General features: G+C 45.2%; 22 protein-coding genes and 1 rRNA gene. 22 read left to right on the top strand and 1 reads right to left on the bottom strand.

The annotated features are described in order from the left end of the window. The first annotated feature begins 91 nt into the window (after nt 1–91). The 21 genes from rnr to rplQ all read left to right on the top strand — a co-directional run bounded on the left by rnr (nt 92) and on the right by rplQ (nt 14,951). Nucleotides 92–2,560, top strand: a complete 2,469-nt coding sequence (gene rnr / locus KIH87_RS17730) for a ribonuclease R (RefSeq protein ID WP_232359179.1) — start codon at nt 92–94, stop codon at nt 2,558–2,560. A gap of 6 nt (nt 2,561–2,566) precedes the next feature. Further along, on the top strand, nt 2,567–3,307 hold the full coding sequence (gene rlmB / locus KIH87_RS17725) for a 23S rRNA (guanosine(2251)-2'-O)-methyltransferase RlmB (RefSeq protein WP_232359178.1): 741 nt from the start codon (nt 2,567–2,569) through the stop codon (nt 3,305–3,307). Between the two features lie 14 nt (nt 3,308–3,321). Next, complete coding sequence (locus KIH87_RS17720) at nt 3,322–4,980, top strand: amidohydrolase (RefSeq protein ID WP_332460721.1); 1,659 nt, start codon at nt 3,322–3,324, stop codon at nt 4,978–4,980. A gap of 572 nt (nt 4,981–5,552) precedes the next feature. Next, nucleotides 5,553–6,017: a GNAT family N-acetyltransferase gene (locus tag KIH87_RS17715; protein WP_232359177.1), complete on the top strand. Its 465-nt coding sequence runs from the start codon at nt 5,553–5,555 to the stop codon at nt 6,015–6,017. 415 nt (nt 6,018–6,432) lie between these two features. Continuing rightward, a complete protein-coding gene (gene rplN / locus KIH87_RS17710) occupies nt 6,433–6,798 on the top strand; it encodes a 50S ribosomal protein L14 (protein ID WP_232359176.1) in 366 nt (121 codons plus the stop codon). A 12-nt stretch (nt 6,799–6,810) separates the two neighbouring features. Beyond that, entirely contained in the window at nt 6,811–7,125 is a 315-nt protein-coding gene (gene rplX, locus KIH87_RS17705) for a 50S ribosomal protein L24 (protein WP_232359175.1), read from the top strand. A gap of 16 nt (nt 7,126–7,141) precedes the next feature. Beyond that, entirely contained in the window at nt 7,142–7,681 is a 540-nt protein-coding gene (rplE, locus tag KIH87_RS17700; RefSeq protein WP_232359174.1) for a 50S ribosomal protein L5, read from the top strand. Between the two features lie 11 nt (nt 7,682–7,692). Beyond that, nucleotides 7,693–7,998, top strand: a complete 306-nt coding sequence (gene rpsN, locus KIH87_RS17695) for a 30S ribosomal protein S14 (RefSeq protein WP_232359173.1) — start codon at nt 7,693–7,695, stop codon at nt 7,996–7,998. 12 nt (nt 7,999–8,010) lie between these two features. Continuing rightward, nucleotides 8,011–8,403 carry a 30S ribosomal protein S8 gene (gene rpsH, locus KIH87_RS17690; RefSeq protein WP_232359172.1) on the top strand — a complete coding sequence of 131 codons (393 nt, stop codon included), beginning with the start codon at nt 8,011–8,013 and terminating at the stop codon, nt 8,401–8,403. 12 nt (nt 8,404–8,415) lie between these two features. After that, nucleotides 8,416–8,949 (top strand): 50S ribosomal protein L6, encoded by a 534-nt coding sequence (gene rplF, locus KIH87_RS17685; protein WP_232359171.1) that lies wholly within the window; start codon nt 8,416–8,418, stop codon nt 8,947–8,949. 12 nt (nt 8,950–8,961) lie between these two features. Next, nucleotides 8,962–9,315, top strand: coding sequence for a 50S ribosomal protein L18 (rplR, locus tag KIH87_RS17680; RefSeq protein ID WP_232359170.1), 354 nt, complete (start codon nt 8,962–8,964; stop codon nt 9,313–9,315). Between the two features lie 9 nt (nt 9,316–9,324). Beyond that, nucleotides 9,325–9,825 carry a 30S ribosomal protein S5 gene (rpsE, locus tag KIH87_RS17675; RefSeq protein WP_232359169.1) on the top strand — a complete coding sequence of 167 codons (501 nt, stop codon included), beginning with the start codon at nt 9,325–9,327 and terminating at the stop codon, nt 9,823–9,825. A gap of 6 nt (nt 9,826–9,831) precedes the next feature. Next, nucleotides 9,832–10,014, top strand: coding sequence for a 50S ribosomal protein L30 (gene rpmD, locus KIH87_RS17670; RefSeq protein ID WP_232359168.1), 183 nt, complete (start codon nt 9,832–9,834; stop codon nt 10,012–10,014). Nucleotide 10,015: 1 nt separating this feature from the next. After that, nucleotides 10,016–10,450 (top strand): 50S ribosomal protein L15, encoded by a 435-nt coding sequence (gene rplO, locus KIH87_RS17665; RefSeq protein WP_232359167.1) that lies wholly within the window; start codon nt 10,016–10,018, stop codon nt 10,448–10,450. A gap of 6 nt (nt 10,451–10,456) precedes the next feature. Continuing rightward, nucleotides 10,457–11,776 carry a preprotein translocase subunit SecY gene (gene secY / locus KIH87_RS17660; protein ID WP_232359166.1) on the top strand — a complete coding sequence of 440 codons (1,320 nt, stop codon included), beginning with the start codon at nt 10,457–10,459 and terminating at the stop codon, nt 11,774–11,776. A 23-nt stretch (nt 11,777–11,799) separates the two neighbouring features. Next, nucleotides 11,800–11,913: a 50S ribosomal protein L36 gene (rpmJ, locus tag KIH87_RS17655; RefSeq protein WP_039969906.1), complete on the top strand. Its 114-nt coding sequence runs from the start codon at nt 11,800–11,802 to the stop codon at nt 11,911–11,913. 170 nt (nt 11,914–12,083) lie between these two features. Then, entirely contained in the window at nt 12,084–12,440 is a 357-nt protein-coding gene (gene rpsM, locus KIH87_RS17650; protein ID WP_232359165.1) for a 30S ribosomal protein S13, read from the top strand. Nucleotides 12,441–12,455: 15 nt separating this feature from the next. Beyond that, entirely contained in the window at nt 12,456–12,845 is a 390-nt protein-coding gene (rpsK, locus tag KIH87_RS17645; protein ID WP_232359164.1) for a 30S ribosomal protein S11, read from the top strand. Between the two features lie 24 nt (nt 12,846–12,869). Continuing rightward, nucleotides 12,870–13,490 carry a 30S ribosomal protein S4 gene (rpsD, locus tag KIH87_RS17640; protein WP_232359163.1) on the top strand — a complete coding sequence of 207 codons (621 nt, stop codon included), beginning with the start codon at nt 12,870–12,872 and terminating at the stop codon, nt 13,488–13,490. Between the two features lie 26 nt (nt 13,491–13,516). Further along, nucleotides 13,517–14,506, top strand: a complete 990-nt coding sequence (locus KIH87_RS17635; RefSeq protein WP_232359162.1) for a DNA-directed RNA polymerase subunit alpha — start codon at nt 13,517–13,519, stop codon at nt 14,504–14,506. A gap of 43 nt (nt 14,507–14,549) precedes the next feature. Next, nucleotides 14,550–14,951: a 50S ribosomal protein L17 gene (gene rplQ, locus KIH87_RS17630; protein ID WP_232359161.1), complete on the top strand. Its 402-nt coding sequence runs from the start codon at nt 14,550–14,552 to the stop codon at nt 14,949–14,951. Nucleotides 14,952–15,052: 101 nt separating this feature from the next. Here rplQ and KIH87_RS17625 read toward each other — a convergent pair whose 3' ends face one another. Continuing rightward, nucleotides 15,053–15,832, bottom strand: a complete 780-nt coding sequence (locus KIH87_RS17625; protein WP_408635770.1) for a hypothetical protein — start codon at nt 15,830–15,832, stop codon at nt 15,053–15,055. Between the two features lie 518 nt (nt 15,833–16,350). Here KIH87_RS17625 and KIH87_RS17620 point away from each other — a divergent pair. After that, a 16S ribosomal RNA gene (locus KIH87_RS17620) occupies nt 16,351–17,870 on the top strand. Nucleotides 17,871–17,936 lie beyond the last annotated feature (66 nt).

The raw sequence follows: 17,936 nt of genomic DNA, 5'->3' as shown, positions 1-17,936 counted from the left end.
AACGAAAATAAAAATATCGCTACTTAAATATCTGATGCTGGTTATAATTGGGCTAAAAATATAGCAGGAAAACCAGGTCTGCCCATTCCCTATGCAAGATGACCCTCATTTCGAACGAGAAAAAGCCAAGTACGACAAGCCTGTGGCGAGTCGTGAGTACATTCTTAATTTGCTCGACAAATACAAAACGCCGCTGACATTTCTGGAAATTTGTCATCTGGTAAGTGCTTCTACTGAAGAAGACCGAATCGCCATCCAGCGCCGCTTAAGGGCAATGGAGCGAGAAGGGCAAGTCATTTTTAATCGTCACAAGAAGTATGAAAGAGGCGAACCTGAGACCTTATCCAGAGGCAAGGTTATTGGTCACCGCGAGGGCTATGGATTCTTGCAATTAGAGGAAGGCGGTAAAGACCTTTATATCTCTGCTCAACAAATGCAATCGCTGATCCACGGCGATATTGTTGCAGCGCGCCTTGGAACAAAAGATTTAAAGGGCCGCAGAGAAGCGCAAATTGTCAATGTCATCATTCCCAGAACTGAGCCTATTGTAGGGCGTTTTTATATGGAGAATGGCGTTGCTCTGGTCATTCCTGACGATGCTCGCATTCATCATGAAATTATTATTCCACCTGAACATGTTAAAGGCGCTCGTCAAGGGCATGTTGTGGTCGTGGAAATTACGCAGCGCCCACGCAAGCGAGCTAACCCATTAGGGATAATCACGGAAGTGTTGGGTGAGCATATGGCTCCGGGTATGGAGATTGAAGTCGCGCTACGCACTTTTGATATTCCTCATGAATGGCCAAAAGAAGTTAAACGTGAGGTTGCCGGTGTTGCCGATACGGTTCCCGAGGAAGCTTACGCGGGACGTGTTGATTTGCGTGAAATGTCGTTGGTGACCATTGATGGCGCAGATGCTCGGGACTTTGATGACGCAGTTTATTGTGAACCTCATGGTGATGGTGGCTGGAAGCTTTGGGTTGCTATTGCTGATGTGAGTTACTATGTTCGACCTGGCACTCAGTTAGATGAAGAGGCGCAACTTCGAGGAAACTCAGTGTATTTTCCCGAGCAAGTTGTTCCCATGTTGCCCGAAAAGCTGTCTAACGGATTGTGCTCGTTAAATCCGAATGTTGACCGCTTGTGTATGGTGTGCGAAATGCACATTGGCAAAAATGGCGCACTGAAAGATCATCGTTTCTACGAAGCCGTGATGAACTCTAAAGCTCGTTTTACTTACACCAAGGTGTGGGACATTTTGCAGGGCGACCCGGAATTACATCAACGCTACGAAGCTCACGTTAATAATTTGCATGAACTGCATAGTTTGTACAAAGCACTGAAAAAAGCGCGTCGCCGCCGTGGTGCTATTGAGTTTGAGACTCAGGAAAGCAAATTTGTCTTTAATGCTCAGCGTAAAATTGAACATATTGTGCCGCTGATCCGCAATGACGCTCATATGATCATCGAAGAATGTATGATCATGGCGAATGTGTCAGCAGCGTTAACCTTGTTGAAACATAAAGCGGAAGGTTTGTATCGTGTTCACGACGAGCCAAATCCAGAACGAATTCAAAGCTTCCTGTCTTATTTAGCGGAAGTGGGCATTGAGCATAACCTTCGCGAAAGCGCGACACCAAGAGATTTTAGTGAAGTTGTTAAATTGATTGATGGGCGGCCTGACCAGGAATTGATCCAGACCATGCTGCTTCGCTCAATGCAACAAGCAGTGTATTCCAATGAAAACATTGGCCACTTTGGATTGTCGTTAAAGGCTTACGCTCACTTTACATCGCCTATTCGTCGTTATCCTGATCTGGTTGTGCATCGTGCTTTGAAAGCGATTAATGATAAAGCGCATAATCGTGAATCACTCACCGGTGGCAAGGTATATGCTGAAGCGGAAGTGGCTGTATTAGGTGAAGAATGCTCTATGACCGAGCGCCGTGCCGACGATGCAACCCGTGATGTTGCTGATTGGCTGAAATGTGAATTCATGCAGGATCATCTGGGCGATAGCTTTGAAGGTGTGATTTCTGCCGTTACTAACTTTGGGTTCTTTGTCCGTTTGGCTGAGTTCCATATTGATGGTTTGGTACATATCACTTCCCTTGGCAACGATTACTACCATTATGATGAAGTGAAGTTGTGTCTGGTTGGCGAAGCCACAGGCATGACATTCCGTTTGGGCGATCAGGTTACTGTTAAAGTGGTATCGGTCAGTCTGGACGAGCGTAAAATTGATTTCGTGCTGGATATGCCTATGCCGAAAGGTAAGAAGGCGGTAAGACGTTCTCGAACAGCGAGAAATGCTCAGCACGCGGACTCTGCGCGAAATGATTCTGGTAGAAAAGACTCTGGCAGACACGACTCGGGTCGACACGGTTCAGACCGTAAGGATTCCGGAAAGCACGGTGCAGGGAAAGGGGGTTCAGATAAACCCGGTTCCCGACGTTCTTCAAGTAAACGGGATTCAACTAAAGCTCGAAAATCCAGTTCTGGTAAAGCATCAAGCCATCGTAAGGGTGGCAGCTCAAGTAAGCGTAAGAAGAGGAAATAATTCTGTATGGCACAACATGAATGGCTATTCGGTATTCATGCGATGGAATCACTGCTGGCAAAAGAGCCAGAGCGTATTATTGAAATGTTTGCCTTAAAAGGACGTGAAGATCAGCGTCTGAATAATGTGATTAATGAAGCGCGTAGATTGGGAATTTCAGTTCAATTCTGTCAACGCAAGGCGCTCGACGATAAGGTGGATGGAGCTCAACATCAGGGCGTAGTGGCGCGAGCCAAGCCGGGTCGAGTGTTTGATGAAAAAGATTTGCAGAATCTGCTGGAAAATCAGTCCAATGGATTTTTCCTCGTTCTGGATGGCGTAACTGATCCGCATAATCTCGGTGCTTGTTTGCGTACAGCTGATGCCGCTGGTGTTCATGCGGTGATTGTGCCGAAAGATAAATCTGCCAACTTATCTCCTGTTGCACGTAAAGTCGCCTGTGGCGCGGCGGAGGTTATCCCTCTTATTCAAGTGACTAATTTGGCTCGTACCTTACGCGCAATGCAAGAAGCCGGTGTGTGGGTGATTGGTACTGCCGGTGAAGCAGAACAGCTTATTTATGACTGCAAACTTGATGGTGCATTAGCTGTGGTGATGGGCGCAGAAGGTAAAGGTATGCGTCGATTAACCCGGGAAACCTGTGATGAATTGGTGAAGTTACCTATGGCGGGAAGCGTATCCAGCTTGAATGTCTCTGTCGCGACAGGAGTGTGTTTGTATGAAGTCGTTAGGCAAAGATTAGGGTAAAGGTTGGAGTCGCAATGAGAAGAATGGGCATGAAACGCTATATTTCTACGTGTTTTGCAGCCATAGGCGCATTCACTGTAAGTTCGTCATTGATGGCTGAGACTCTCATTCACAATGTGAAGGGGTATAGCTTAAATGCTCAGAAACAGCTGGTTCAATTCGAAGCCTTGGCATTCGATGGCAACAAGATAACCGGTATCTATAAGAAAACACCTGAAGAAGGCAAGTTCGATAAGGTGATTGATGGCAAAGGCCAATCACTTTTGCCTGGTTTGATTGATGCGCATGGTCACGTACTGGGTTATGGAATGGCCTTGTCCAGTGTTGATCTGGTTGGTACCGCTTCGTTGGCTGAGGCGCAAAAACGCATTCGTGAACAATCACAAAAGAAGCAAACGGGGTGGGTGACAGGAAGAGGTTGGAATCAAGAACTGTGGACAAGCAAACAGTTTCCCACAGCAAAAGCCATTGATGAATATGTGTCTGAACGCCCTGTAATGTTGGCTCGTATCGACGGTCATGCTTTGTGGGTGAACTCAAAGGCAATGGAGTTGGCGGGCATAAGCCGCACTACGGTGTCGCCTGCTGGTGGCGATATTATTAAGGATGAACAGGGCAATCCAACGGGCGTGTTGATCGATAATGCTATGGATTTGGTCTACAAGGTGATGCCAAAAATCACGGAACAAGAGCGCCAGTTCTATTTATTGAAAAGCTTAAATGCGTTAGCGGCTACGGGCTTAACGTCGGTGCATGATGCAGGTGTAAGCCCGGAAGTCATCAACTCTTATAAAACTTTACAACAACAAGGCAAGCTACCTATTCGAGTTTATGCCATGTTGGCGGTCACAGCTGAGGGTGCAGACGATGTCTTGAAAGCCGGCATTTATGAATCGGACGATGGTATGTTGTCGGTTCGCAGTGTCAAGATTTCTGCCGACGGTGCATTAGGCAGCCGTGGTGCGGCTTTGCATCATGATTATTCGGATAAACCGGGGCAAAAAGGACTGCTGTTGCATTCTATTCCAAATTTGGGGAAATACGTTGATGCCGCCATGATAGCGGGGTTTCAAGTGAATATTCATGCTATTGGTGATAGAGCCAATACCCTGGTTCTGGATGAATTTGCCAAATGGCATAACGTGGCGGGTAAGGCTGAATTGCGTCATCGAATTGAGCATGCACAGATTATCCGGCCGCAAGAACTACCACGTTTAGCGCAATTACAGGTTATTGCTTCCATGCAACCAACCCATGCGACCAGTGATAAGAACATGGCCGAAGACCGTTTAGGAAAAGAACGTATTAAAGGCGCTTATGCATGGGCTTCGCTACGTGAATTGGGTGTAGTGTTAGCTGGTGGCTCTGATTTTCCTGTTGAGCCTGCAGAACCTTTCTTTGGATTACATGCAGCTGTGACTCGTCAGGACAGAAATAATGAACCTTTAGGTGGTTGGTATATAAATGAAGCCGTTGATAGACAAACGGCACTGGAAATGTTCACTTTTAATGCCGCTTATGCCGCGCATCAGGAAAACCTGATTGGTACATTGGAAGTTGGCAAAGAAGCCGATTTTATTCTCACCGAGCAAGATTACTTTGAAGTAATACCTGAAGACATCTGGAAGATTAAAGTCAATGAAACCTGGGTGGCGGGGGATAAAGTCCTTTAAGTGAAATTTTTTATTTCTTCTCTTGAAAATCCCCTCTATCGCCTAAATTTCGGTTTTGTTCCTCTACGGAATGTAATTTCATGTCCATTGGGTGGTTGTAGGAAGTATGGATATAAACTCAATCAATCTTGGGTGAATTTAAATGAGCAACAATCCTAACTGGCCATCAAAAACTGGTAACCCTTCTGGCCCGGGGCGCGGTAATAACCCCCCTAAAGGTAAGTAGTTTAATAGCGCTAAATCTGAATACCTGTTTTATTAAGAGTTCTTAAGGTTGCAGGTATCAGATGACTCATTCGAGCTAGCTTTAACATCTGCAATAGTAATAAATAATTTACTTTCCTCGCTTGCAAATTCATTGAATTTATATTGTTTATAGAACACCTTGGCATCAACCACTACCAGAGGAAAGCCCACTTGAATATTGGTTGAGAGCACTTTTGAGCGCATTTACAGAGGAAAAATATTGGGTTTCGCTACTCCTTTTTAAAAAGATGATGTTGGCTTTACTTGCACTCCAATCTAACTGAAATTACATTGAATGCCTTTTCAATTTACGTGTTGGTTAGGTTATGCAGATAGTTCAGGTGCAACCTCATAATGAGTATATCTACCTTAATTTAGCGCAAGCCTATGAAGCTGAGTTTTCGGCACTTACACATAAAATGCCGAATGCTGACGGTTTGTTTTCGCTAGATACTCACCTTAATGACAAAACTTTGGCATTTTTGGCCTATGAAAATGATGTGCCAGCAGGATTTATCGTATTGGCGTTAGAGCAAGTGCGCTCTTATGAAGTGTGTGAGTTCTATATTGTGCCTAGCTTTCGTCTGCGTCATTTGGGCATTAAACTGGCGTTTTCTATTTGGCAGAAGTATCCAGGAGCCTGGGTGGTAAAACAAATTGAAGGTGCTGACTATGCCACTACTTTTTGGCGCAAAGCCATTAGCGAATTTACTCAGGGAAGGTTTGACGAGGACAAATACCTTGATCCCTACTGGGGCTTGGTAACCCGGCAGGTTTTTTCTATTTATTAAGAAGCGTAACTCTTTTAATGTTTCTTACTCGGTACTTCAAGTGTGTTACAAGCTTATATTAACTATATAGTTGCTTCTTCAAGCAAAAACGATTCTCTTAAATTACCTGAAGCTATTATTACCTCTCAATCCAATAAATAGCTTTTACTTTCTCTCGATAAACGAATACAATCTGCGCCCGTTAACCGGCTTCATTTCGGTTATTTTTACTTCCAAAAGCACCTGTTTTTACGACATCAAATTAATTTGATATTTGATCTGTCTTTCACCTTTCTTTTCTGTTATGATTCCGCGCCCTTTTTGTGGGGGTATGTATAGAAAGTCGCCTGTTTTTAGGTGTTATGCACAGAAAAGCAACGACTTTTTGCTATCAATATTACTCGAGAGAGTTTTGATTTAAGCGGAGCACTAACTAATGATCCAAATGCAAACTAACCTGGATGTTGCCGACAACTCCGGCGCTCGCAGGGTTCAGTGTATTAAGGTTCTGGGTGGCTCTCACCGCCGTTACGCTGGTATCGGTGACATCATCAAAGTTACAGTTAAGGAAGCAATTCCTCGCGGTAAAGTTAAAAAAGGTGATGTGTTAAACGCGGTGGTGGTGCGTACTAAGCACGGTGTACGTCGTCCTGATGGATCTTTGATCCGTTTCGACAGTAACGCTGCTGTATTGTTGAATGCCAACAAGCAGCCAATTGGTACGCGTATCTTTGGTCCGGTTACCCGTGAGCTTCGTGCTGATAACATGAAGATCGTCTCATTGGCGCCAGAGGTACTATAAGGAGTCACGATAATGGCAAGAAAGATTCGTCGTGATGATGAAATCGTCGTATTAGCAGGTAAAGACAAAGGTAAGACTGGCAAAGTTGTTAAAGTTCTTACTGAAGAAAGCCGTCTAATCGTCGAAGGTGTAAACTTGGTGAAAAAACATCAGAAGCCTAACCCTCAGTTTGGCATCGCTGGTGGCATCATCGAGAAAGAGGCACCCATTCACGTATCAAATGTAGCGATCCTTAACCCTGCAACGGGTAAAGCAGATCGTGTAGGTTTCCGTGTTGAAGGCGACAAAAAAGTTCGTATCTTCAAATCTAACGGTGAAGCAATTTAATTAATTGGAGAAGACGATGGCGAAACTGCATGATTTCTACAAAGACTCTGTCGTACCAGCTCTTGCCAAAGAGTTCGAGTACAAAAGTGTCATGCAAGTCCCTCGATTGGAAAAAATCACTCTAAACATGGGTTTAGGTGAAGCCATTACAGACAAAAAGATTTTGGAAAATGCATCAAACGACATGATGCTGATCGCAGGTCAAAAACCTGTTGTCACCAAAGCTCGTAAGTCTGTAGCTGGTTTTAAAGTCCGTGAGGGCTATCCGATTGGCTGTAAAGTAACCCTGCGTGGTGAGCGTATGTGGGATTTCTTTGAGCGTTTAGTCTCAATTGCAATTCCTCGTATCCGTGACTTCCGTGGCTTAAATCCTAAGTCATTTGATGGTCGTGGTAACTATAGTATGGGCATCCGTGAGCAAATCATTTTCCCTGAAATCGATTTCGATAAAGTGGATAAGGTTCGCGGTATGGACATTACGATCACTACTTCTGCTAACACTGACGCTGAAGCAAAAGCATTGTTATCTGCTTTTAACTTCCCGTTCCGTAAATAAGGTGTAGGGTTATGGCAAAAGAATCAATGAAAGCGCGTGAAGTAAAGCGTGCAAAGCTAGTTGCAAAATATGCAACCAAGCGTGCTGAGTTAAAAGCAATCATTAGCGATGTAAACACTTCTGATGAAGATCGTTGGGCTGCTGTACTCAAGCTACAACAACTGCCACGTGATTCTGCTCGTACTCGTCAGCGTAACCGCTGCCGTGTTACTGGCCGTCCACATGGTTACCTTCGTAAATTCGGTCTGAGCCGTATCAAGCTTCGTGAAGCTGCGATGCGTGGCGAAGTCCCTGGTTTGAAAAAAGCCAGCTGGTAAGGAGTAGCAAATATGAGTATGCAAGATCCAATCGCGGATATGTTTACCCGCATTAGAAACGGCCAAATGGCTAACAGAATCGCTGTTTCTATGCCTTCTTCTAAATTACGCCTTGCTATCTGCAAAGTGTTGAAAGACGAAGGTTACATCGAAGATTTCGCTGTTGAAGGTGACGTTAAACCTGAACTGAATGTTACTTTGAAGTACTTCCAGGGCAAGAGAGTTATCGACACTATCGAACGTGTAAGCCGTCCAGGTCTGCGCATCTATAAGAAAAAAGATGAGCTGCCAAAAGTGATGGGTGGTCTAGGTGTAGCGATTGTTTCTACCTCAAAAGGCGTGATGACTGACCGTGCTGCTCGTAATGCAGGCATGGGCGGTGAAATCATCGGCTATGTAGCATAAGGGGAGGCACTAATGTCACGCGTAGCAAAAGCTCCTGTGGAAGTCCGCTCTGGTGTTGAAGTAGTCATCGCCGGACAAGGCGTCACAGTAAAAGGTAAAAACGGTACGTTGGAACGTGTATTCAACGACGCAGTAGAAATCGTTCAGGAAGAGAATCAATTGAAAGCTCTTCCTCGTGAAGGTTTCGCTGACGGTTGGGCGCAGGCAGGTACTGCTCGTGCTCTGTTGAATGCGATGGTTATCGGCGTTACTGATGGTTTCCAAAAGAAACTTGAGTTAAACGGTGTTGGTTATCGTGCTCAAGCTCAAGGTAGTAAGTTAAATCTTACTCTTGGCTTTTCACACCCGGTTGCTTACGAAATGCCTGCTGGCATTACCGTTGAAACACCAACTCAAACTGAAATCCTGGTTAAAGGCAGTGATAAGCAGTTGGTTGGTCAAGTTGCGGCGAACATCCGCGGTTATCGCCCACCTGAACCTTATAAAGGTAAAGGTGTTCGTTATTCTGACGAAATCGTTCGTCGTAAAGAAGCCAAGAAAAAGTAAGGGGTTAGTACGATGGATAAGAAAACATCTCGTTTACGTCGCGCTTCCCGCGCACGTTATAAAATCCGTGAACTGGCGGCTCATCGCTTGGTAGTTCACCGTACGCCTCGCCACATCTATGCACAGCTGATCACCCCTACGGGTTCAGAAGTGTTGGCTGCGGCATCAACTGTTGAGGCAGATGTACGTAACAGCCTTAAGAACACCGGCAACGTTGAAGCCGCTGCTTTCGTTGGTAAAGCGATTGCAGAACGTGCTTTGGAAAAAGGTGTTAAAGAAGTGGCATTCGACAGAAGTGGTTTCAAATACCATGGTCGTGTCAAGGCACTAGCTGATGCAGCTCGTGAAGCTGGTCTTCAGTTCTAGGAGTGATTTATGGCTAAAGTAGAAGTTCAAAATGGTGAAATGCTGGAAAAGTTGATCGCTGTTAACCGTGTTGCAAAAGTGGTTAAAGGTGGTCGTATATTCAGCTTCACCGCGTTGACTGTAGTTGGCGATGGCAATGGCCGCGTTGGCTTTGGTTACGGTAAAGCTCGCGAAGTTCCTGCTGCTATTCAAAAAGCAATGGAAAAAGCGCGTCGTAACCTGGTCACAGTAGAATTGAATGGCAATACTTTGCAACACCCTATTAAGGGTCGTCATTCAGGCTCTAAAGTCTACATGCAACCTGCATCAGAAGGTACTGGTATCATCGCCGGTGGTGCAATGCGTGCGGTTTTGGAAGTTGCTGGCGTTCAAAACGTATTGTCTAAGTGTTATGGCTCCACAAACCCGATTAACGTGGTAAGAGCAACAATCAAAGCGTTGACTGATATGAGGTCACCTGAGCAAGTTGCTGCTAAGCGTGGATTGTCCGTTGAGAATATTTTGGGGTAATTAAACATGGCTAACATGATTAAAATTAAGCAAACCAAAAGCTCAATTGGTCGTCTTCCAAAGCATAAAGCGACTTTGGTTGGTTTGGGTTTGCGTCGCATTGGTCATGTCGTAGAGCGTGAAGATACGCCTGCGGTACGTGGCATGATCAATAAAGTTTATTACATGGTTCAGGTAGTAGGAGAGTAACATGCGTTTAAATACAATTGCTCCTGCTGAAGGAGCCAAGACGCCCGCAAAACGTCTAGGTAGAGGTATTGGTTCAGGTCTTGGTAAAACTGGTGGTCGCGGTCACAAAGGTCAGAAGTCTCGTTCTGGCGGTACTGTGCGTCCAGGTTTCGAAGGCGGACAAATGCCAATCCAGCGCCGTTTACCTAAGTTTGGTTTCACATCTCGCAAATCTTTGTTTGCGGATCAGGTTACTCTGAATGAAATCTGCAAGGTTGAAGGCGAAGTAGTTTCACTTGAAAGCTTGAAAGCGTCTGGCATCGTCAAAAAAGACCGCCTGTACGTTAAAGTGATGAAAAGCGGTGAAGTTACTCGTGCGGTGACTGTTAAAGGTTTGAAGGTAACTAAAGGCGCCCGCGAAGCAATCGAAGCTGCTGGCGGTAAAGTAGAGGAATAACCTACCATGGCAAAACCAGGACTTGATTCAGCGAAAGGCGGTTTGAGTGAACTGAAGTCGCGATTGTTGTTCGTTTTTGGAGCAATCATCGTATTCAGATTTGGCTCTTATGTGCCGATCCCTGGTATTGATCCTGCGGTGCTAGCCGACCTTTTTGAACAACAGAAAGGTACTATTGTTGAAATGTTCAACATGTTCTCAGGTGGCGCGCTTGAGCGTGCCTCTGTGTTGGCACTAGGGATCATGCCTTACATTTCTGCGTCCATCATTATTCAGTTATTAACTGTGGTGCACCCACCAATGATGGAACTGAAAAAAGAAGGCGAGGCTGGAAGACGCAAGATTAGTCAATATACAAGGTATTTCACTTTGGTATTGTCTATCTTCCAAGCGATTGGTATTGCTACTGGCTTACCCAATCTGGTTTCTGGCTTGGTTGTCAATCCTGGTCTTGGGTTCTATTTTACGGCAGTTGTCAGCTTGGTCACTGGAACTATGTTCCTGATGTGGTTGGGTGAGCAAATTACAGAAAGAGGTATCGGTAACGGTATCTCTATCTTGATCTTCTCCGGAATTGTTGCTGGTTTACCTACGGCTATTGGCCAAACGGTAGAGCAAGCAAGACAAGGTGATTTGAACCTGTTGTTCCTGTTCTTCATTGGCATCGTTATCCTTGCGGTAACTTACTTTGTTGTCTTTGTTGAGCGTGGGCAGCGTCGCATTGTTGTTAACTATGCGAAGCAGCAACAGCAAGGTCGCAAAATGATGGGGACGCAAAGCACTCACCTTCCTTTGAAGGTGAATATGGCTGGTGTAATTCCACCTATCTTTGCATCAAGCATTATTTTGTTCCCTGGTACAATCGCCACCTGGTTTGGTCAAAATGAAGCGTTGTCCTGGTTACAAGACGTCTCTGTGATGTTGTCTCCTGGTCAACCTTTGTATGTCATGCTTTATGCGATAGCTATTATCTTTTTCTGTTTCTTCTATACTGCGTTGGTATTTAACCCTCGCGAAACAGCGGATAACTTGAAAAAGTCTGGCGCGTTTGTTCCGGGTATTCGTCCGGGTGAACAAACATCGCGTTACATTGATAAAGTAATGACTCGCCTGACATTAGCTGGTGCTTTATATATTACCTTTATCTGTTTAGTGCCCGAATTCATGATGATTGCGTGGAGCGTTCAGTTCTACTTTGGCGGTACATCCTTGTTGATTATCGTTGTAGTAATCATGGACTTTATGGCACAGGTACAAACTCATTTGATGTCTCATCAATATGAGAATGTATTGAAAAAAGCCAATCTTAAAGGCTACGGTCGCTAAGTTGGCACTGACGGAGTGATGAAATGAAAGTTCGTGCATCCGTAAAGAAAATATGCCGTAACTGTAAGATTATCAAGCGCAACGGCGTTGTGCGTGTAATCTGCAGTGAGCCTAAGCATAAGCAAAGACAAGGCTAAGCGGATAAAACTGTCCAGTTGCATTTTGTAGCTGGACACTTTACGCAGTATTTGAATGTTTCCGTTTCGATGGAATGCGTTCTGATTAAAATATTTGCAATTAATATGCCGGATAAGTATCCTTACGGGCTTTTTATCTGGCGACTAACTTATATAGAGGAGTGCTGTTAATGGCCCGTATAGCTGGCATTAACATTCCGGAACACAAGCATGCTGTGGTTGCAATTCGTTCAATCTACGGTATTGGTACGACTCGCGCAAAATTGATTTGTGCCGAAGCTGGTGTTGCCGAAACTACTAAAATTAAAGACTTGTCCGAAGCTGAATTGGATCAGTTGCGTGATCGCGTCGCACAGTTCACTGTTGAAGGTGACTTGCGTCGTGAAGTACAAATGAACATCAAACGTTTGATGGACCTAGGCTGCTTTCGTGGCATTCGCCACCGCCGTAGCTTGCCTCTGCGTGGACAGCGTACAAAAACGAACGCTCGTACTCGCAAAGGTCCTCGTAAGCCTATTAAGAAGTAAGCGGGGGAATAAGATATGGCAAAAGCACCAACTCGTACGCGTAAGCGCGTAAAACGCCAGGTAGCAGATGGGATGGCTCACATCCATGCTTCCTTCAATAATACCATTGTGACGATTACTGACCGCCAAGGTAATGCACTTGCATGGGCAACATCGGGTGGTTCTGGTTTCCGTGGTTCACGTAAATCAACTCCTTTTGCTGCGCAGGTTGCTGCTGAGCGTGCTGGTACCGCTGCACAGGAATATGGTTTGAAAAACTTGGAAGTGTTTGTAAAAGGTCCTGGCCCAGGTCGTGAATCTGCAATTCGCGCACTGAATGCGACAGGTTACCGCATTACCAACATTACCGATGTGACGCCTATTCCTCACAACGGTTGTCGTCCACCGAAAAAACGTCGCGTTTAATCGGCGTATTGTTGGAGAATAATCATGGCAAGATATTTGGGTCCAAAACTCAAGCTAAGTCGTCGCGAAGGCACAGACTTGTTCTTGAAAAGTGGCGTTCGTGCGGTAGATTCAAAATGTAATATTGAAACGGCCCCTGGACAACACGGTGCGCGTCGTGGTCGTCTTTCAGACTACGGTGTACAGTTGCGCGAAAAGCAAAAAGTTCGTCGTATGTACGGCGTACTGGAAAAGCAATTCCGTAACTACTATAAAGAAGCTGCAAGACGCACTGGCAACACTGGTGAAAACTTGTTGCAATTGTTGGAACAGCGTCTGGATAACGTTGTTTATCGTATGGGTTTTGCAAGTACACGTGCTGAAGCGCGTCAACTTGTAAGCCACAAAGCGATTATGGTTAACGGTCAGGTTGTAAATATTCCATCTTACAACGTATCAGCCGAAGACGTTGTAGCTGTTCGCGAAAAATCCAAGAAGCAATCGCGTATCGCTGCTGCTTTGGAGCTTTCTGAGCAACGCGAAAAACCAACCTGGATTGAAGTAGACGGAAAGGAAATGAAGGGTACGTTCAAGCGCATCCCTGAAAGAAGCGATTTGTCTGCAGAAATCAACGAACAACTTATTGTTGAACTTTACAGTAAGTAAAGTTGGCTAGTTAAAGAGAGGATACAATGTCGGGTTCTGTTACTGATTTCCTTAGACCAAGGTTAGTTGAGATTGAAAACGTCAATGCAACCCGCGCCAAGGTCACTCTGGAACCGCTGGAAAGGGGTTTTGGACATACACTTGGTAATGCGTTGCGTCGAATTTTACTTTCGTCTATGCCTGGATGTGCTGTGACTGAAGTAGAAATTGATGGTGTTTTGCACGAGTACAGCACCAAAGAGGGTGTGCAAGAAGACGTAATCGAAATCTTGCTTAACCTGAAAGGTTTAGCTGTGCGCCTTGAAGGCAAAACAGAAGCAATGTTGACGTTAACTAAATCTGGTGCAGGCCCTGTTGTAGCTGGTGATATTCAACACGATGGTGATGTTGAAATCGTTAATCCTGACCACGTAATCTGTACTTTGACCGGAGACGCTGAAATCAGTATGCGTATTAAGGTTGAAATGGGTCGTGGTTATGTACCAGCTTCTGCACGTCGTTCCTCTGAAGAGGATGACCGTCCGATCGGTCGTCTATTGGTTGATGCTTCATTCAGCCCTGTTGAGCGTATTGCTTATAATGTTGAGTCTGCTCGTGTTGAACAACGCACTGACTTGGATAAGCTGATCATCGATATGGAAACTAATGGCACTATCGATCCAGAAGAAGCTATTCGTCGCTCTGCAACTATTTTGGCAGAGCAACTGGATGCCTTCGTGGATCTTCGTGATATGTCAGAACCAGAAGAGAAAGAGGAAAAACCAGAGTTTGATCCCATTCTTCTTCGACCTGTTGATGACTTGGAGCTTACAGTACGTTCCGCTAACTGTCTTAAAGCTGAAGCGATTCAGTATATCGGTGATTTGGTACAACGTACCGAGGTTGAGTTGTTGAAAACTCCTAACCTTGGTAAGAAATCACTTACCGAGATCAAAGACGTGTTGGCTTCTCGTGGTCTATCTCTGGGTATGCGCCTGGAAAATTGGCCACCAGAAAGCATTGCTGAAAAAGAGTAATCTGATTACCTGTTAATCCGATTGTTATAGGAAGGGTAGAATTATGCGCCATCGTAAGAGTGGTCGTCAGCTTAACCGAAACAGCAGCCATCGTCAGGCTATGTTCCGTAATATGGCAGGTTCATTGGTAAAGCATGAAATTATCAAAACAACTTTGCCAAAAGCTAAAGAATTGCGCCGTGTACTTGAGCCTCTAATCACATTGGCCAAGCAAGACAGTGTTGCTAATCGCAGACTGGCATTTGCTCGTACTCGTGATAAAGAAGTAGTGGGTAAATTGTTTAACGAACTTGGTCCTCGCTATGTTGAGCGTCCAGGTGGTTACACTCGCATCATGAAGTGCGGTTTCCGTACTGGTGACAATGCACCTATGGCTTATGTAGAACTGGTTGATCGTGCTTCTGGTGAAGCAGTAGAGACGACTGAAGAGACTGCGGCAGAATAATTGCAGCAGAGCCAAATTAAAAAACCGGGCATAGCCCGGTTTTTTATTGCCTAAAATTCAAGAGAAGAATTAAGCCTATAGAGAAATAACAGTGAGCTAGTTTAGTTTTTGTCTTTATCTTTATTTAGAGTTTGAGCAACAAGAGCTTCCGAAGCACCACCTTCACGAGCAAAATTCGCTAAATCTTTTTCATTTACCCCTGCACTCTGCGCAGTTTCTAAAATCTTTCTGACATGCTCATCATCAGTAATACTTTCTTTCACCGCAGTGCTGATAACCTGTTCCGCCTTTCCTGGGAAAACCGCGAGTAATGCATCTACTATATATTCTCCAACGAAGGGAACGGCTTCTATTGCTGTAGCTAAAATACTGACGACATCATTAGGGTGAGATTTTGCTAGAGTTTGAACTATGGTATCTGCTGAATCAGGCTCAGTGATAACGGCAACTCTAACTATTTCTTGCAAATCCTCAGGGGTGCTATGAGCTGCAGCATTGACAACGAAATCAACATAGCTGGGCTCCGCGCTAATGGCAGTTTCCACAATGTTGGAGCAGCTTGTTATACCTTTATCAATAGCTACTTCGACAATAATTTGTGTTAAGGATGGTTCTGTAGAAATTGCAGCATGAATTATTTCCTTATACTGCTCAGGGTAGAGATCCAAAGCGCTACTAACTACTTGTTGAGTATGCTCGGGATAATGGCCTACGATACTCTTAATTGCTCGGCCTACAGACATGTTTTCCTGTACTTGTCGCTGAATGAATTCATCGCTTAATTGCTTATTTTCATTTTCAGCTATATCCGTAAACGCAAAAGCACTTCCATATATAGAGATACACAACGTTAATGCGAGAGTACTTTTCTTAAACATCATGGACAACCTTGAGTGAACCTTCATGCGCAAGCGCTTGTAATAATCGTTATTGCGATACCTAACTGCTAGCAAAATATCCGCATATCCGCGCTATCTCTGGTATGACTTCCATGGCGAGAAAAGGTTCACATGTTACACAAATTTAATAATTTAAACAAAAAATTTACAAATTACCTGTGTTATTGAAAAAAGATCACTTTTTTTGATTTCGCTACTTGACCAAATCAAAACTATTTGTAAAATGCACGCTCTCTTACGGAAGGGTGTAAAGCCCCATTAAGAGAACCTAAAAGATAGCAGTATTTAGTTATTTTTTAGAGAGCTAAAAATGTTCGGAATTCTGAAAATAAACTCTTGACACTTTTAGCTAGTAGCGTAGAATGCGCGTCCGCTTCGAGGGGTTCTCAGCCAAGGCTGGGAGGGTCTTCGAAAGCAACTGTTCTTTAACAATTCAATAAGACAATCTGTGTGGGCACTCGTTAGAAGAGTGCTAACCAAAAATTTATTATTTCGATATTTAATTGAAGAGTTTGATCATGGCTCAGATTGAACGCTGGCGGCAGGCCTAACACATGCAAGTCGAACGGTAGCAGGAAGAGCTTGCTCTTTGCTGACGAGTGGCGGACGGGTGAGTAATGCTTAGGAATTTGCCTTTTGGAGGGGGACAACAGTTGGAAACGACTGCTAATACCGCATAATACCTGAGGGTCAAAGGGGGCTTTTAGCTCTCGCCAAAAGAGAAGCCTAAGTGAGATTAGCTAGTTGGTAGGGTAAAGGCCTACCAAGGCGACGATCTCTAGCTGTTCTGAGAGGAAGATCAGCCACACTGGGACTGAGACACGGCCCAGACTCCTACGGGAGGCAGCAGTGGGGAATATTGCACAATGGGGGAAACCCTGATGCAGCCATGCCGCGTGTGTGAAGAAGGCCTTCGGGTTGTAAAGCACTTTCAGTGGTGAGGAAAGGTTGGTAGTTAATACCTGCCAGCTGTGACGTTAACCACAGAAGAAGCACCGGCTAACTCCGTGCCAGCAGCCGCGGTAATACGGAGGGTGCGAGCGTTAATCGGAATTACTGGGCGTAAAGCGCACGCAGGCGGTTTGTTAAGCTAGATGTGAAAGCCCCGGGCTCAACCTGGGAGAGTCATTTAGAACTGGCAAACTAGAGTCGTTTAGAGGGGGGTGGAATTCCAGGTGTAGCGGTGAAATGCGTAGAGATCTGGAGGAACATCAGTGGCGAAGGCGGCCCCCTGGAGATAGACTGACGCTCATGTGCGAAAGCGTGGGTAGCGAACAGGATTAGATACCCTGGTAGTCCACGCCGTAAACGCTGTCTACTAGCTGTGTGTTGTTTTATAACGATGCGTGGCGAAGCTAACGCGCTAAGTAGACCGCCTGGGGAGTACGGCCGCAAGGTTAAAACTCAAATGAATTGACGGGGGCCCGCACAAGCGGGGAGCATGTGGTTTAATTCGATGCAACGCGAAGACCTTACCATCCCTTGACATCCAGAGAATTTGGCAGAGATGCCTTCAGGTGCTCTGCTGCAGGTGGCTGTGTCGTCAGCTCGTGTCGTGAGATGTTGGGTTAAGTCCCGCAACGAGCGTAACCCTTGTCCTTAGTTGCCAGCATTAAGTTGGGCACTCTAAGGAGACTGCCGGTGACAAACCGGAGGAAGGTGGGGACGACGTCAAGTCATCATGGCCCTTACGGGATGGGCTACACACGTGCTACAATGGTAGGTACAGAGGGAAGCCAAGCAGTGATGTGGAGCGGAACCCTTAAAGCCTATCGTAGTCCGGATTGGAGTCTGCAACTCGACTCCATGAAGTCGGAATCGCTAGTAATCGCAGGTCAGAATACTGCGGTGAATACGTTCCCGGGCCTTGTACACACCGCCCGTCACACCATGGGAGTGGGATGCAAAAGAAGTAGTTAGTCTAACCTTCGGGAGGGCGATTACCACTTTGTGTTTCATGACTGGGGTGAAGTCGTAACAAGGTAACCCTAGGGGAACCTGGGGTTGGATCACCTCCTTACGAAAAGTTAGTCTTTTTTGACTGAGTGTCCATACAGATTGTTTTATTGAGAATAAGAGCAAAGAG

This window comes from Paraneptunicella aestuarii (assembly GCF_019900845.1).
GTDB lineage: Bacteria > Pseudomonadota > Gammaproteobacteria > Enterobacterales > Alteromonadaceae > Paraneptunicella > Paraneptunicella aestuarii.
This window is presented reverse-complemented; position numbering and strand designations above follow the sequence as displayed.

What these genes read in the sequence shown, in the direction of transcription:
- rnr (WP_232359179.1), top strand. Translation starts at nt 92, where the DNA reads ATGCAAGATGACCCTCATTTCGAACGAGAAAAAGCCAAGTACGACAAG.
- rlmB (WP_232359178.1), top strand. Translation starts at nt 2,567, where the DNA reads ATGGCACAACATGAATGGCTATTCGGTATTCATGCGATGGAATCACTG.
- KIH87_RS17720 (WP_332460721.1), top strand. Translation starts at nt 3,322, where the DNA reads ATGAGAAGAATGGGCATGAAACGCTATATTTCTACGTGTTTTGCAGCC.
- KIH87_RS17715 (WP_232359177.1), top strand. Translation starts at nt 5,553, where the DNA reads ATGCAGATAGTTCAGGTGCAACCTCATAATGAGTATATCTACCTTAAT.
- rplN (WP_232359176.1), top strand. Translation starts at nt 6,433, where the DNA reads ATGATCCAAATGCAAACTAACCTGGATGTTGCCGACAACTCCGGCGCT.
- rplX (WP_232359175.1), top strand. Translation starts at nt 6,811, where the DNA reads ATGGCAAGAAAGATTCGTCGTGATGATGAAATCGTCGTATTAGCAGGT.
- rplE (WP_232359174.1), top strand. Translation starts at nt 7,142, where the DNA reads ATGGCGAAACTGCATGATTTCTACAAAGACTCTGTCGTACCAGCTCTT.
- rpsN (WP_232359173.1), top strand. Translation starts at nt 7,693, where the DNA reads ATGGCAAAAGAATCAATGAAAGCGCGTGAAGTAAAGCGTGCAAAGCTA.
- rpsH (WP_232359172.1), top strand. Translation starts at nt 8,011, where the DNA reads ATGAGTATGCAAGATCCAATCGCGGATATGTTTACCCGCATTAGAAAC.
- rplF (WP_232359171.1), top strand. Translation starts at nt 8,416, where the DNA reads ATGTCACGCGTAGCAAAAGCTCCTGTGGAAGTCCGCTCTGGTGTTGAA.
- rplR (WP_232359170.1), top strand. Translation starts at nt 8,962, where the DNA reads ATGGATAAGAAAACATCTCGTTTACGTCGCGCTTCCCGCGCACGTTAT.
- rpsE (WP_232359169.1), top strand. Translation starts at nt 9,325, where the DNA reads ATGGCTAAAGTAGAAGTTCAAAATGGTGAAATGCTGGAAAAGTTGATC.
- rpmD (WP_232359168.1), top strand. Translation starts at nt 9,832, where the DNA reads ATGGCTAACATGATTAAAATTAAGCAAACCAAAAGCTCAATTGGTCGT.
- rplO (WP_232359167.1), top strand. Translation starts at nt 10,016, where the DNA reads ATGCGTTTAAATACAATTGCTCCTGCTGAAGGAGCCAAGACGCCCGCA.
- secY (WP_232359166.1), top strand. Translation starts at nt 10,457, where the DNA reads ATGGCAAAACCAGGACTTGATTCAGCGAAAGGCGGTTTGAGTGAACTG.
- rpmJ (WP_039969906.1), top strand. Translation starts at nt 11,800, where the DNA reads ATGAAAGTTCGTGCATCCGTAAAGAAAATATGCCGTAACTGTAAGATT.
- rpsM (WP_232359165.1), top strand. Translation starts at nt 12,084, where the DNA reads ATGGCCCGTATAGCTGGCATTAACATTCCGGAACACAAGCATGCTGTG.
- rpsK (WP_232359164.1), top strand. Translation starts at nt 12,456, where the DNA reads ATGGCAAAAGCACCAACTCGTACGCGTAAGCGCGTAAAACGCCAGGTA.
- rpsD (WP_232359163.1), top strand. Translation starts at nt 12,870, where the DNA reads ATGGCAAGATATTTGGGTCCAAAACTCAAGCTAAGTCGTCGCGAAGGC.
- KIH87_RS17635 (WP_232359162.1), top strand. Translation starts at nt 13,517, where the DNA reads ATGTCGGGTTCTGTTACTGATTTCCTTAGACCAAGGTTAGTTGAGATT.
- rplQ (WP_232359161.1), top strand. Translation starts at nt 14,550, where the DNA reads ATGCGCCATCGTAAGAGTGGTCGTCAGCTTAACCGAAACAGCAGCCAT.
- KIH87_RS17625 (WP_408635770.1), bottom strand. Translation starts at nt 15,832, where the DNA reads ATGATGTTTAAGAAAAGTACTCTCGCATTAACGTTGTGTATCTCTATA.